This is a genomic window from Streptomyces sp. NPDC018026, from assembly GCF_044327745.1.
Taxonomy (GTDB): Bacteria; Actinomycetota; Actinomycetes; order Streptomycetales; family Streptomycetaceae; genus Streptomyces; species Streptomyces rubrogriseus.
Genome location: NZ_JBIRFY010000021.1, coordinates 100,632 through 116,197 on the forward strand (window position 1 = coordinate 100,632; position 15,566 = coordinate 116,197).

The window sequence follows — 15,566 nt, forward strand, 5'->3', positions numbered from 1 at the left end:
TCAGGCCACCTCGGTCGAATCGGGCGACGCGGCCGAATCGGGCGACGGGGGCGCCGCGGGCGACGGGACCGGCTCGGGCGAGGGGTTCATGGCGGTGACTCCTTCGGTCTCGGGGACTGCTGCGGAAGCCGCGGGGCCCGTCGCCGGGTCCAGGCGGTCGGCCAGCGCGCGGCCGATGACGGCGAGGGCGGCGTCGGACTGCACGAGCCCGAGGTGGTCGGCGTCGACACCGACCCGTTCGATCCGGCCGCTCACGTGCGGGCGCCACGACTCGGCGCCGCGGCGGGCCAGCTTGTCGCCGTCCGCCCGCTCGGCCGCCAGCACCAGCACGTCGCCGTCGTAGGTGCCGGGGGTGTGGCCGCGCATCAGGGCCGCGTTGTTCATGAACACCTTCAGGACGGCGGCCAGTTCGGCCTCGTCCAGGCGGCCCATCGGGTCCCCGGCGGCGTTCAGGAACGCGCGGTAGCGGGCCGTGGGGAAGCGGCCGCCGGTGAGTTCCTCCTCGGCGACGTCGAACCCGGCGTCGCGCAGGTTGTGCGCGAACACCTCGGCCAGCGGGGCCTCCGGGCCCGCACTCGCCTGCCGCGGATAGGCGTCCAGGAAGGCCAGCAGCTCCACCTCCTGCCCGCGGGCGCGCAGCTCGCGGGCCATGGCGAAGGCCACGTTGCCGCCGAGCGACCAGCCCAGCAGCCGGTACGGGCCCTCGGGCTGCGTCTCCTGCACCAGGTCCGCGTACTCGGCGGCCATCTCCTGAAGCGTCGCGGGCAGCGGCCCGTCGCCGTCGAGTCCGGCGGCCTGGACGCCGTACACCGGGATGCCCGGTGGCAGGTGGCGCACCAGGCCGGAGTAGCACCAGCTCATGCCGGAACCGGGGTGGACGCAGAACACCGGCCGGGCGGCACCGGCGGCGCGCAGCGGGAGCAGCCGCTCCATCGGCTCCCGGCCGCCGCGCGCCGCGAGCCGCACCGCCAGGTCGGCGACCGTGGGAGCGGCGAACAGGTCGCGCACGCCCAGTTCCTCGCCCAGCTCGGCACGGACCCGCTCCACCAGCCGGATCGCCAGCAGCGAGTGGCCGCCCAGGTCGAAGAAGCCGTCGTCGAGACCGACCAGCTCCAGACCGAGGACCTCGGCGAAGAGCCGGCACAGGGCCTCCTCGCGCGGGGTACGCGGCGAGCGGCCCTCGACGGTGCGGTACTCGGGCGCGGGCAGCGCGCGGTGGTCCAGCTTGCCGTTGGTGGTGAGCGGCAGCGCGTCCAGGACCACGAGGGCGGCGGGCACCATGTACTCGGGCAGCGAGCCGCGCAGCGCCTGCCGCAACGCGCCGGGGTCCACCACCGCTCCGGCGTCCGGCACGACGTAGCCGACCAGGCGGCGGTCGCCGGGCGCATCCTCGCGGACCAGCACGGCCGCCTGCGCCACGCCGGGCAGGCCCGCCGTCACCGCCTCGATCTCGGCCGGTTCGACCCGCATGCCGCGCAGCTTGACCTGGGTGTCGGTGCGGCCCAGGTACTCCAGGTCGCCGTCCGCGCGGTGGCGGACCAGGTCGCCGGTGCGGTACATCACGCCGCCCGCGGGGCCGAACGGGCACGCCACGAAGCGGCCCGCGGTCAGCGACGGGCGGCCCAGGTAGCCGCGGGCGAGTCCGGGCCCGCGCACGTACAGCTCCCCGGGCACGCCCGGCGGCACCGGCTGGAGGGCGTCGTCCAGGACGTACCCGGCGGTGTCGGCGATCGGCGCGCCGATCGGCGGGACGGCCGCGCCCGCCAGCGGGGCGCTCATGGTGGCGCAGACCGTGGTCTCGGTCGGCCCGTAGGAATTGCGCATCAGGCGTCCCGCGGACCAGCGGGCGACCAGTTCGGGCGGGCAGGTCTCGGCGGCGACGACCAGCGTCGTGGCGGCGGGCAGCGCGCCCTCGGGGATCAGCTGGAGCACCGCGGGGGTGATCGCCGCGTGGGTGACCCGGTGGCGGACCGCCAGCGCGGCCAGGGCGGGCCCCGGCACGGTGCCGGGCTCCACGACGACGAGGGTCGCACCGGTCAGCAGCCCCATCGCCAGCTCCCAGAACCCGCCGTCGAAGGCGGGGGAGAGGTGGTGCAGGACTCGGCTGCCGGGTAGGACGTCCAGCTGCGAGGTGAAGATGTCCAGCAGCGCGGGCAGGCCCGAGTGCGTCACGGTGACGCCCTTGGGGCGGCCGGTGGTGCCGGAGGTGTAGATGACGTACGCGGGATGCCCCGGCAGCAGCGGCGCGAGCCGGTCGGCGTCGGTGAGGTCGGCGCTGCTGAGGTCGGCTCCGGCGCGGGCGGTGCCCTCCGGGGCACCGGCGTGCACGCCGTCCGAGTCTTCTGCGTCCGCCTCGTCCAGCAGCAGCCTGGGCACGTCCGTGTCCGGGAGACCTGCCGCCACCGCGGCCGTGGTCAGCAGCGCGACCGGCGCCGCGTCGTCGAGGGTGCCCGCGATCCGCTCCGCCGGGTGGGCCGGGTCCAGCGGCAGGTAGGCGGCGCCCGCCTTGGCCACCGCGAGGACGGCGACGGGCAGTTCGGCCGAGCGGGGCAGCGCCAGCGCCACCAGCCGCTCGGGACCCGCCCCCCGCGCCACCAGCAGCCGGGCCAGCCGGTTGGCGCGCGCGTTCAGCTCCGCGTAGCTCAGCGACGTGTCGCCGACGACCACCGCCTCGGCGTCGGGGCGCTCCCGCACGTGCCGCTCGAACAGCTCGGGCAGGGTGGCCGGGGCGAGCCCCTTAGCCGTCGCGTTCCACTCCTCGACGACCCGGTGCCGCTCCCGCGGTCCGAGCACGTCGATGCGGTTCAGCCGCCGGTCGGGGTGGTCGGCCGCGTCGGCGAGCACCCGCACCAGCCGGTCCACCAGGCCCTGCGCGGTGCCCCGGTCGAAGAGGTCGGTGCGGAAGTCGAGGACGCCCGCCACCCCGTCGGGGGTGTGGTCGGCGGCCCGGCGCTCGGTCACCGAGAACCCGAGGTCGACCTTGGCCGCCGTCGCCGCCGCACCGCCCGTGCCGCTCACCGTCAGCCCGCCCGGCAGCGCCGGAGCGCCCTGCCCGTCCGCCCGCCGCGGGGCGGTGCTGCGCAGCGACAGCACCACCTGGAAGAGGGGGTGGTGGGTGAGGGAGCGGGTGGGGTTGAGGGCTTCTACGAGGCGTTCGAAGGGGAGGTCTTGGTGGGTGTAGGCGGTGAGGTCGGTGTCGCGGACTCGGGTGAGGAGTTCGCGGAAGGTGGGGTTGCCGCTGGTGTCGGTGCGTAGGACGAGGGTGTTGACGAAGAAGCCGATGAGGTGGTCGGTGGCGTCGTCGGTGCGTCCGGCGACGGGGGTGCCGATGGGGATGTCCTCACCGGCGCCGTGCCGGGTGAGCAGGGTCGCGAGGGCGGCCTGGAGCACCATGTACAGGGTCGTGTCCGTGGCCCGGGCGAGTTCGGCCAGGCGGGTGTGGAGGTCGGCGGGGAGGGTGAATTCGACGCGGTCGCCGGTGTGGTCGGCGGTGGCGGGCCGGGGCCGGTCGGTGGGGAGGTCGAGCCGTTCGGGCAGGTCGGCGAGCTGCTGCTTCCAGTAGTCGAGTTGCTTGCCGGCGAGGGTGTCGGGGTCGGTGTCGTCGCCGAGGATCTCCTGTTGCCACAGGGCGTAGTCGGCGTACTGGACGGGGAGGGGTTGCCAGGTGGGTGCGTCGCCGGCGCAGCGGGCGGTGTAGGCGGTGGTGAGGTCCTGGGCGAGAGGGGCGCGGGACCAGGCGTCGCTGGCAATGTGGTGCACGAGCAGCAGCAGCACGTGCTCCCGCTCCGACAGCCGCAGCAGCCGCGCCCGTACCGGGATCTCCGCGCCCAGGTCGAAGGGGTGCCGGGCGGCCCGGGCGAGGTCGGCCTCGTAGTCGGCCTCCGTGGACTCGGCCGTCTCGAAGACCGGCCGGACCCCGTCGGCGGGGTGCACCACCTGGCGGGCCCCCAGCCCGTCCTCGGTGAACGTCGTCCGCAGGCTCTCGTGCCGCCCGACCACGTCCAGCAGCGCCGCGCGCAGCGCGTCCGGGCGCAGCGGTCCGCTCAGCCGGAGCACGGTCGGGATGTTGTAGGTGGGACTCGGCCCTTCGAGCAGGTGGAGGAACCACAGGCGCTGTTGCGCGTAGGAGAGCGGGAGCCGTTCGGGACGGAGCCGTGCGGTGAGCGCGGCCCGCGCCCGGCCCGCCCCGGCGAGCACCACGGCGAGCGCGGCCGGGGTCGGCGCCTCGAAGAACTGCCGGATGGACAGCTCGGCCCCCAGCGTGGTGCGGACCCGGCTGACGAGCCGGGTGGCGAGCAGGGAGTGCCCGCCGAGGTCGAAGAAGTCGTCGTCGACGGTGACGCCCGGCAGCGACAGGACCTCCGCGTACAGGTCGCAGAGGATCTCCTCGGCGGGGGTGCGCGGCGCCCGGCCCGCGGTCCGGCCGGTGTACGTCGGGGCGGGCAGCGCCGCCCGGTCCAGCTTGCCGTTCGGGCTGAGCGGCAGGGCGTCCAGGGCGACGAAGGCCGAGGGCATCATGAAGTCCGGCAGGGACAGGGCCAGCCGGGCGCGGGCGGCGGCCTCGTCCCAGTGGCCGGGGTCCGGGACGACGTAGGCCACCAGGCGCTGGTCGCCCGGCTGGTCCTCGCGCAGGACGACCGCGGCCTGGCGCACCCCCGGCCCGCCCGCGACGGCGGCCTCGATCTCGCCCAGCTCGATGCGGTACCCGCGCAGCTTGACCTGCCGGTCCGCGCGCCCGGCGAAGACCAGCTCCCCCGCTGCGTTCCAGTGCGCGACGTCGCCCGTGCGGTACATGCGGCTGCCCGGCGCGCCGAACGGGTCGGCCGTGAACCGCACGGCGGTCAGCCCGCCGCGGCCCAGGTAGCCGCGGGCCAGCTGCCCGCCCGCCAGGTACACCTCGCCGTCCAGACCCGGTGCGACCGGGCGCAGCGCGGAGTCCAGGACGTACACCCGCACCCCCTCGTGCGGGGTGCCGATCGGCACCGGGCCCGGCTCCACCAAGCGGTCCGGGGCGATCCAGTGCTCCAGGCAGTGGCCGGTGGCCTCGGTGGGCCCGTAGACGTTCACCACCGTCACGTCCGGCGCGGTCTCGCGCCAGGGGGCCAGGATCTCCCCGCGCAGCTCCTCGCCGCCCAGGGTCAGGGTGCCCGAGGGCGCGACCTCCGGCGGCATGGTGGCCAGCAGCGCCAGGTGGGACGGGGTGCCCTTCATGAAGGTGGCACGGTGGAAGCCGGGTTCGGACCCGGCGGTCTCGGCGAGGGCGCGCAGATCCGTCAGCCGGACGCAGCCGCCGCTGATCAGCGGGGCGTGCAGCGAGCCGACGCTCTGGTCGAAGGACGCGGACGCCTGCATCACGGACAGCCCCGAGATGTCCGGTGCCTGGGAGGACCGGCAGTGCCGTACGAACGCCGACAGGGCCCGGTGCTCGACGACGACGCCCTTGGGGCGGCCCGTCGTGCCCGAGGTGTAGATGACGTACGCCGGATGGCCCGGCAGCAGCGGCGCCGCGCGGTCGGCGTCGGTGAGGACGGTCCCGGAGTGCCTGCTCAGCGACGTTCCGGTGCCGGGGTCGTCCATGACGAACGTCAGCGGCCCGCAGCACTCCTCGCCGATCCGGTCGTTCACGTCGGAGGTGGTGAGGACCAGCGCGGGGTCCGCGTCCTGGATCATGTGGCGGATGCGGTCCGGCGGGTACTCCGGGTCGACCGGCACGTAGGCGCCGCCCGCCTTGAGCACCGCCAGCATGCCGACCACCAGTTCGGTGCGGCGCCCCACCGCGACCGCCACGTGCCGTTCCGGGCCGACGCCCAGCTCGACCAGGCGCCGGGCCAGCCGGTTGGCGGCGGCGTCGAGTTCGGCGTAGGTCAGCCGCCCGTCGGGGGCGATCAGCGCCGTCTTGCCGGGGGTGCGGGCCACCTGCTCCTCGAACAGGTCGGTGAACCGCTCGGCGGGCCGTACGTCGTCCGAGCCGCTCCACTTCTCCAGGACGGTGGCCCGTACCTCCGGGTCGAGCAGCGCGACCGCGCCCACCCGGGTGTCCGGGGCGTCCAGGACGGTGCGCAGCGCCCGGCGGAACGCGGCGATCACCGCCTCGACCCGCGCCGGGTCGAAGACCTGCGGCAGATAGCCCAGCGAGAACCGCAGGGTCTCGCGGGGCAGGGCCAGCAGACCCAGCGGGTAGTGCATCTGGTCCTTGGAACGGACCCCGAGGACGGTCGGGAGGTCCGCGTCCGGCGCGGCACCCGGGGGGCGGCCGCGGCTGGAGTTGAGCGGATAGTTCTCGAACACCATGGCGGTGTCGAAGAGTTCGCCGGAGCCCGCCCAGCGCTGGATCTCCGCGAGGCCCACCCACTGGTGGTCGATGAGCCGCGCCTGCTCGCCCTGGAGCCGGCGCAGGAACCCGGTCAGCGTCTCGGCGGGCCGCAGCCGCACCCGCAGCGGCAGGGTGTTCATGAACAGGCCGACCATGGTGTCGACGCCGGGCAGCTCCGGCGGGCGGCCGCTGACGGTCACGCCGAACACCACGTCGTCCCGGCCGGTGAGGTGGGACAGGACCAGTCCCCAGCAGCCCTGGATCACGGTGTTCACCGTCAGCCCGTTGGACCGGGCGAACCGGGTCAGCGCGGCGCTCGCCGCCTCGTCCTCGGCGAAGTCGATCCGCTCGGGCGCCGCGGTGAGCGCGCCCCGGCCGGGGGCGACGATGCTCGGGGTGTCGAGCCCGGCGAACGCCTCCGTCCACGCCTGCCTGGCGGCGTCCCGGTCCCGGCCGCCGAGCCAGCCCAGGTAGTCCCGGTAGGGGCGCACCCGGGGCAGCGCCGTGCCGTCGCCGTGGACCGTGTACAGGGTCATCAGCTCGCGCAGCAGGATCGGCATGGACCAGCCGTCCGCGAGGATGTGGTGGAGCGTCAGCAGCAGCCGGTGGCGGGCCGGGCCGAGCCGGACCAGGGTGAAGCGGATCAGCGGCGGCCGGGACAGGTCGAAGCGCGTCCAGTGGTCCCGCTCGGCGACCCGCTCCGCCGCCGCCTCCCGCTCCTGTTCGGCGAGGCCCGCCAGGTCCTCCTCGCCCCAGGGCAGTACGACCCGGCGGGGGATGAGCTGCACCGGGCGCTTGAGCCCCTCGTGCCGGAACGCGGCCCGCAGGTTGGCGTGCCGCTCCAGCAGCGCCTGCCCGGCCCGGCGCAGCCGCTCCGGGTCCGTGCCGCCCTCCAGGTCGATGAAGACCTGGACGTTGTAGGCGTCCAGTTCCTCGTCGTCGAAGAGGTTGTGGAACAGCATCCCCTCCTGGAGCGGGGACAGCGGCAGGATGTCTTCCAAGCCGGACTTGGCCATCAGAGGGAACCCCATTCGCTCTCGAGTCGGGAGATGTCGTCCTCGCTGAGCGAGGTGAGGGAGACGTCCGAGGGGGTCAGACCGCTCGCCCCGGGCCGGCCGGCGTGCTCGACCAGCGCCTTCAGGGCCCTGAACCAGCCCTCGCCCAGGCGCCGCACCTCGGCCTCGGACAGCACGGCGTCCGCGTACGTCCACACGCTGTGCAGCCTGGGCCCCTCGGCGGTGTCGTGGGCGCCCGCGACCAGTTCCACCGGGTGCGCCAGCGGGGTGTCGGGGTGCTGGCCCGCCACCCCCCGCCCGAGCACGCTCCACGGCTCGGGCCCGGCGCCGCCGCCCGGTGCGCCGCCGCCCCGGCCGCCGGTGTGGCGGCCCAGGTAGTTGAAGCCGTACGCCGGTGCGGGCAGGGCGGCGAAACGGTCCCGGGTGCGCGGGTTGAGGTGACGGAGCAGGCCGTGTCCCACGCCGTCGCGCGGGACGGCGCGCAGTTGCTCCTTGACCCGCTTCAGGGCCCGCCCGGCCGCGGCCCCGCCGTCCCACACCTCGGCCCAGTCCGGGTCGTCGACCTCGGGGTGCAGCGGCACCGGGTGCATCGAGGTGAACCATCCGGTGGTGCGGGTGAGGTCGGCGCCCGGCACCAGGTGCTCGTGGCGGCCGTGGCTCTCCAGGTCCACCGTGACGGGCGCCGTACCCCGGGCGCCCCGGTCGCGCCGCCAGTCGGCGACGGCCAGCCCGAACGCGGTGAGCAGCAGGTCGTTGATCTCCGCCCGGAACACCCCGGGCACCCAGGTGAGCAGGGCGTCGGTGGTGTCCGGGTCGAGGTCGAGGACGACCTGCCCGGAGCGGGCGTGGGTGTCGCGCGCCGGATCCAGTACCGGGTCCGCCGGTTCGGCCGCCGGGCGGGCCGCTTCCAGCCAGTGGTCCGTCTCGGCCTCGGTGGCGGGGGAGCCGGCCAGGTCCCGCAGCGCCGAGGCCCACCGGCGCCAGCCGGTGCCCGCCGGGCTGAGCGGGCGGCCCTCGTAGGCGGCGGCCAGGTCCGGCACGAGCAGCCGCCAGCTGACCGCGTCCACGGCCAGGTGGTGGGCGACCAGGACCAGCAGCCCCGGCCGGTCCGGACCCCGGTCGACGTGGCAGGCCCGCAGCATCCGCCCGTCCGCCGGGGACAGCCGGTCGCGCTCGGCGGCGGCCGCCTCGGCCACCACCGCGTGCAGCCCGGCGTCGTCGACGTCCCCGGCCGCGCGGCGCGTGAGGAGACCGGCGGCGTCCGTGCCGCCGGGCTCGGGCTCGGGCACGGACATGGACCAGTCGGCGGCGACCCGCAGCCGCAGCGAGTCGTGCCGGTCAAGCAGCGCCCCGAGGGCGGCCACCAGCCGCTCCGCGTCCAGGTCCGCGGGCACGGACACCGCCACCGACTGGTTGAACGGCGCGACCGGCCCGCCCAGCGCGGCGAACCACCCCATGATCGGCGTCGCGGGAACCGGCCCGCTCGCCGCTTCCTTCTCGTCCGGCCCGTCCCGCCCTTCCGGGCCGGCTCCCGCCGACGCCCCCGCCGCGCCGTCGGCGGCCTGCGCCTCGGCGAGATCGAGCGCCTCGGCGACACGGGCGACGCTCTGGTGCTCGAAGACGTCCCGCACGGAGAGCGCGAGGCCCTTCGCACGGGCCCGGCTGACCAGCTGGATGGACAGGATGCTGTCGCCGCCCAGGTCGAAGAAGCCGTCGTCGACACCGACCGACTCCAGGCCCAGCGCCTCGGCGAACAGCGCGCACAGCAGATCCTCGCGCGCCGTGGCCGGGGCCCGGCCCGTGCCGGCGGCCGCGTAGTCCGGCGCGGGCAGCCGCCCCCGGTCCAGCTTGCCGTTCCCGGTCAGCGGCAGCTCCGCCAGCCGCACGAACGCCGACGGCACCATGTAGTCGGGCAGCGTCTCGCGCAGCCGCTCCCGCAACTCCTCGTCCGACGGCACCGGCACCGGCCCGGCCCCGGTCACCAGGTACGCCACCAGCCGCCGGTCGCCCGGCCGGTCCTCGCGCACCACCGCCACCGCCTCCGGCACCCCCGGGTGCCGCGACAGGGCCGACTCGACCTCGCCCAGCTCCACCCGGAAACCGCGGATCTTCACCTGGTCGTCGACCCGGCTGATGAACTCCAGGTCGCCCCGCCGGTTCCAGCGCACGATGTCGCCGGTGCGGTACATCCGCTCGCCCGGCCCCTCGAAGGGGTTGGCGACGAACCGGGACGCGCTCTGCCCGGGCCGGTTCAGATAGCCGCGCGCCAACTGCACCCCGGACACGTACAACTCGCCCGGCACCCCGGCCGGCACGGGCTGCAGATACGGGTCGAGGACCAGCATGCGCGTGTTGGGGAACGGGCGGCCGATGGTCAGCACGCCGTCCGCGAGATCGTCCGGCGCCTCGACCCGCCAGGTCGTGCAGCCCACGATCGTCTCGGTCGGACCGTACTCGTTGAGGACCCGCGCCCCCGGATGCGCCGCGAGCAGCGTCCGCACCGCGCGGCCGGTCAGCGACTCGCCGCCCAGGACCAGCTCCCCGTCCGGCACGCACACCCCGGGCAGCCCGGTGATCAGCGGCAGATGGCTCGGCGTCGCCTTCAGGAACGTCGTCTGCGGCAGGTCGGGCACCTCGCCGTCCAGCGCGCGCTCGTGCAGCTCCTCCAGGTCCGCGAGGTGCACGCGGCCGCCGTTCAGCAGCGGCGCGAACAGGCCCGTCACCGTCAGGTCGAAGGAGAGCGGCGAGTGCAGCAGCGCGTTGCCCGCCACTCCCGGGTACAGCTCCGCCGACACCGCCAGGTAGTTCAGCACCGGCTGGTGCTCGACGAGCACGCCCTTGGGACGGCCCGTGGAGCCCGACGTGTAGATGATGTACGCCGCGTTCCACGGCGACAGCGGCTGCGTGCGGTCCTCGTCCGTCAGGTCGTGCGCGGGCTGCGCGGCCAGCCGGGCGGTGACGTCCGGGTCGTCGAGCAGCAGCCGGGGCAGCTCCGCCGGGAACACCCCGGCCGGGACCGCCGACGTCGTCAGCGCGCACACCGGCGCCGCGTCCTCGGCCATAGTGGCGATCCGCTCGCGCGGAGCGCCCGGGTCGACCGGCAGGTACGCGGCCCCCGTCTTCAGCACCGCGAGCACCGCCACGCCGGTCTCCACCGACGGCGGCAACGAGATCGCCACCACCTGCTCCGGTCCCGCCCCGGACTCCGCGAGGAGGTGGGCGAGCCGGTTGGCGCGGGAGTTCAGCTCGGCGTACGTGAGCGTCGTCCCGCCGGCCGAGAACGCCGGGCGGCGCGGAGTCCTGGCGACCTGCTCCTCGAACAGCTCCGGCAGGGTCCCTTCGCGCTGCGGGCGCGCGGTGTCGTTCCACTCCCGCAGCACCTGCCGCCGCTCGGCCGGGTCCAGCAGGCCGATCCCGCCGATCGGCCGGTCCGGGTCGGCGGTGACCGAGCCCAGCACCCCGAGCAGCCGCGAGATCACCGACTCCGCCGTCTCCCGGTCGAACAGCTCCGTGCGGTACTCCAGCGAACCGCGCATGCCCGCAGGGCCGCCCGACGGGTCGTGCCGCTCCCCGAAGGTCAGCGCCAGGTCGAACTTGGCCACCCCGGTACCGGCCGCCATCCGGGTCGCGTTCAGGAGCGCGCCCGCCTCCGCGGACGCGTCCGGGGTGGTCGGGGCGTCGGGGGTGTCCGGGGTGTCCGGGCCGGTGCGGTCGCCCGCACCGGCCGTGTTGTTGAAGGTGATCATCACCTGGTACAGCGGGTGGTGGGCCAGACTGCGCGCCGGGTTCAGCGCCTCCACCAGCCGCTCGAACGGCACGTCCTGGTGCGCGTACGCGGCCAGGTCGCGCTCGCGCACCCGGCCCAGCAGCTCACGGAAGGTCGGGTTGCCGCCGGTGTCGGTGCGCAGCACCAGCGTGTTCACGAAGAACCCGACGAGATCCTCGGTGGCGGCGTCGTTGCGCCCCGCGACCGCCGTGCCGACGGGAATGTCCTCGCCCGCCCCCAGCCGCGTCAGCAGCGTCGCGAACGCCGCCTGGACCACCATGAACAGGCTGGAGTGCGTGGACCGCGCCAGCTCCGTCAGCCGCGCGTGCAGCGCCGTCGGCACCGTGAACGCGATGCGGTCGCCGGTGTATCCGGCGGTCGCCGGGCGGGGCCGGTCGGTGGGCAGCTCCAACTGCTCGGGCAGCCCCGCCAGGGCGTCCTTCCAGTACGCCAGCTGCCGCGCCGCCACGCTGTCGGGGTCGGACTCGTCGCCGAGGACCTCCCGCTGCCACAGCGCGTAGTCGGCGTACTGCACCGGCAGCGGCTCCCAGTCCGGTGCCGCGCCCGCGCAGCGCGCCGCGTACGCGGCCGTGAGGTCACGGGCCAGCGGCGCCATCGACCAGCCGTCGCCCGCGATGTGGTGGATGAGCAGCAGCAGGACGTGATCGGTGTCCGAGACGCGGAACAGCCGGGCCAGGAACGGGATGTCGGCCGTCAGGTCGAAGGCGTGCCGGGCCGCCTCGCCGACCCGCTCCGCCACCTCCCCGGCGGCCACCTCGACCACGTCCAGGCGGCGGGCGGCCCGGTCGGCGGGCAGCACGACCTGCCACGAACCCCCGTCGTCCGCCGCGAACACGGTCCGCAGGCTCTCGTGCCGGACCAGCACGTCACCGATCGCCCGCTCCAGCGCCGCCCGGTCCACCGGACCGGACAGCCGGAGCGCCGTCGGCATGTTGTACGTCGCCGACGGCCCCTCGAACTGGTGCAGGAACCACAGGCGCTGCTGCGCCGGCGACAACGGGACCCGCCCCGGACGCGGCCGGGCCGCCAGCGGCGCCCGCGCGCCCGCCGCCCGGTCCAGCGCGCCGGAGAGCCCGGCGATCGTCGGCGTCTCGAAGAACTGGCGCACGGACAGCTCGACGCCCAGCGCCGTCCTGATGCGGCTGACCAGCCGGGTCGCGAGCAGCGAGTGCCCGCCCAGGTCGAAGAAGCCGTCGTCGATGCCGACCCGGGCGACGCCCAGCACCTCGGCGAACAGCGCGCACAGGATCTCCTCGCGCGGATCCCGCGGCCCCCGGCCCGCCGGCTCGCCGTCGTACTCCGGAGCGGGCAGCGCCTTGCGGTCCAGCTTCCGGTTCGGCGTCAGCGGCAGCGCGTCGAGCACCACGAACGCCGTCGGCACCATGAACTCCGGCAGCCGTCCGCGCAGCCGCTCCCGCAGCTCCGGGGCGCTCGGCGCCGGTCCCTTCGGGACGACGTACCCGACCAGTCGCCGGTCGCCCGGCCGGTCCTCGCGCACCGTCACCGCGGCCTCGGCGACCGCCGGGTGCCGGGACAGCTCCGCCTCGATCTCGCCGAGTTCGATACGGAAGCCCCGCAGCTTGACCTGCTGGTCAACACGGCTCAGATAGCGCAGCGCACCGTCCCGGCGGCGGCACACCAGGTCGCCCGTGCGGTACATCCGGGTACCGGCCGGGCCGTACGGGTCGGCGGTGAACCGCTCCGAGGTCAGCGAGGGACGCAGGTGATAGCCCTGCGCGAGCTGCTCCCCGGCCAGGTACAACTCGCCGGGCACGCCGACCGGGACCGGCCGCAGCGCCGAGTCCAGCACGTACGCCGAGGTGTTGGCGAGCGGCCGGCCGATGACCGGCCCGGACTCGGTGACGTCGGCGGCCGTCGCCCAGATCGTCGCCTCCGTCGGACCGTACAGGTTCGTCACGCCGCGGGCGCGGTCCGTCAGCGCCCGCGCCAGCTCGGACGGCAACGCCTCCCCGCCCACCAGCACCCGCACCCCGGCCAGCTCGTCCCCGGCCACGGCCGCGACCCCCTGCCACAGGCTCGGCGTCGCCTGGACCATGGTGATCCCCGACGCCGACACCCGGTGCAGCAGCGCGTGCGGGTCGCGGGCGGTCTCCTCGTCGGCGAGCACCAGCGCCGCGCCGTGCAGCAGCGGGAGGAAGATCTCCAGGCCCGCGATGTCGAAGCCCACCGTGGTCACGGCGAGCAGCCGGTCACCGGCCCCCGGCGTGAACCGCCGGCCCATGTCGGCCAGGAAGTTGTCCAGCGCCCCGCGCGGCACCACCACGCCCTTGGGCCGCCCCGTGGAACCCGAGGTGTAGATCGTGTACGCCGGATGCGCCCCGTGGACCGGACCCCGCACCTCGTCCGCCCCGAGGTCCCCGTCCCCGTACCCCGACAGCCCGGCCTCCGCCACCGGTTCGCTCACCGTCAGCGCGGGTCCCGCGTCGGCGAGCATGTACTCCACCCGCTCGGCCGGGTAGTGCGGGTCGATCGGCAGGTACGCGGCCCCCGACTTGAGGACCGCCAGCAGCGTCACGACCAGCTCCGCCGAGCGGGGCAGCGCCACGGCGACGAACCGGCCCGGCACGGCTCCGCTCGCGACGAGGTGCCGGGCGAGCCGGTTGGCGCGCGCGTTCAGCTCCGCGTAGGTCAGCCGCACCTCGCCGAACTCCACGGCCGTCGCGTCCGGCGACCGCCGTGCCTGCCGCTCGAAGAGCCCGGTCACCGGTGCGGCGGGCGGCTCGGCCGCCGTGTCGTTCCACTCCTGGAGGACTAGCCGCCGCTCGGCCGCGTCCATGATCTCCAACTGCCCCACGGGCCGCCCCGGATGCGCCACCGCCGCCGCCAGCAGCCGCACCAGCCGGTCGGCGAGGTCCCGCACCGTGGCACGGTCGAAGAGCGCCGTGCTGTACGTGACGCCGCCGCTCATGCCCTCGCAGGAGTGGTCGGCGCCGAAGTGCTCGGCCAGCGCGAACGACAGGTCGAAGCGCGCCGAGACCGACTCCGACGCCACCACCTCGGCCGCCAGCCCGGCGAACCGGTCCGTCTTCGTGCCCTGTGTGTTGTGCAGGGTGAGCATCGTCTGGAAGAGGGGGTGGTGGGTGAGGGAGCGGGTGGGGTTGAGGGCTTCTACGAGGCGTTCGAAGGGGAGGTCCTGGTGGGTGTAGGCGGTGAGGTCGGTGTCGCGGACTCGGGTGAGGAGTTCGCGGAAGGTGGGGTTGCCGCTGGTGTCGGTGCGTAGGACGAGGGTGTTGACGAAGAAGCCGATGAGGTGGTCGGTGGCGTCGTCGGTGCGTCCGGCGACGGGGGTGCCGATGGGGATGTCCTCACCGGCGCCGTGCCGGGTGAGCAGGGTCGCGAGGGCGGCCTGGAGCACCATGAACGCCGTGGTGTTGGTCTCCCGGGCGAGTTCGGTCACGCGGGTGTGGAGGTCGGCGGGGACCGTGAAGGTGACGCGGTCGCCGGTGTGGTCGGCGGTGGCGGGCCGGGGGCGGTCGGTGGGGAGGTCGAGCTGTTCGGGCAGGTGGGCGAGCTGCTGTTTCCAGTAGCCGAGTTGCTTGCCGGCGAGGGTGTCGGGGTCGGTGTCGTCGCCGAGGATCTCCTGTTGCCACAGGGCGTAGTCGGCGTACTGGACGGGGAGGGGTTGCCAGGTGGGTGCGTCGCCGGCGCAGCGGGCGGTGTAGGCGGTGGTGAGGTCCTGGGCGAGAGGGGCGCGGGACCAGGCGTCGCTGGCGATGTGGTGCACGAGCAGCAGCAGCACGTGCTCCTGCTCCGAGACCCGGAACAGTCGCGCCCGTACGGGGACCTCCGCGCCCAGGTCGAAGGCGTGCGCCGCCGCTTCGGCCACCCGTTCCGCCACGTCCTCCGCGGCCACGTCGACGACCGTGAACGGCGTCGCGACGGCCTCCACGGGCAACACGACCTGCTGGGCGCCCTGATCGTCCTCGGTGTAGGTGGTGCGCAGGCTTTCGTGGCGGGCGAGGAGGTCGTTGAACGCGGCGTGCAAGGCGTCGGGGTCGAGGGTGCCGGTGAGGCGGAGGGTGGTGGGGATGTTGTAGGTGGCCGAGGGTCCTTCGAGTTGGTGGAGGAACCAGAGGCGTTGCTGGGCGTAGGAGAGCGGGATGCGCTCGGGACGCGGCCTCGCGGTGAGCGCGGTGCGCAGGGTGCCGGACGTGTCCAGGGCACGGGAGAGGCCCGCGACGGTCGGCGTCTCGAAGAGCTGCCGGATCGGTAGCTCCCGGCCGAGGGTGGTGCGGATGCGGGAGACGAGGCGGGTGGCGAGGAGGGAGTGTCCGCCGAGGTCGAAGAAGCTGTCGTCGATGCCCACGGTGTTCACCGAGAGGATCTCCGAGTACAGGGTGCAGAGGATTTCTTCGCGGGGGGTGCGGGGTGCGCGTCCGGTGGTGGATGCGGTGTGTGCGGGGGCGGGGAGGGCGGTGCGGTCGAGTTT

At 75.0% G+C, this 15,566-nt stretch carries 2 protein-coding genes; both read right to left on the reverse strand.

Features of this window, described 5'->3' with window-relative positions:
• Window positions 1-7,329, reverse strand: coding sequence for an amino acid adenylation domain-containing protein (locus ACH4D3_RS38320; RefSeq protein ID WP_398332384.1), 7,329 nt, complete (start codon window positions 7,327-7,329; stop codon window positions 1-3).
• Window positions 7,329-15,566: amino acid adenylation domain-containing protein (locus ACH4D3_RS38325; protein WP_398332386.1), on the reverse strand; the 8,238-nt coding region annotated here is incomplete at its 5' end. The genes ACH4D3_RS38320 and ACH4D3_RS38325, both read right to left, overlap by 1 nt.

Coding starts and splice junctions, on each gene's coding strand:
- ACH4D3_RS38320 (WP_398332384.1), bottom strand. CDS start 7,329: ATGGCCAAGTCCGGCTTGGAAGACATCCTGCCGCTGTCCCCGCTCCAG.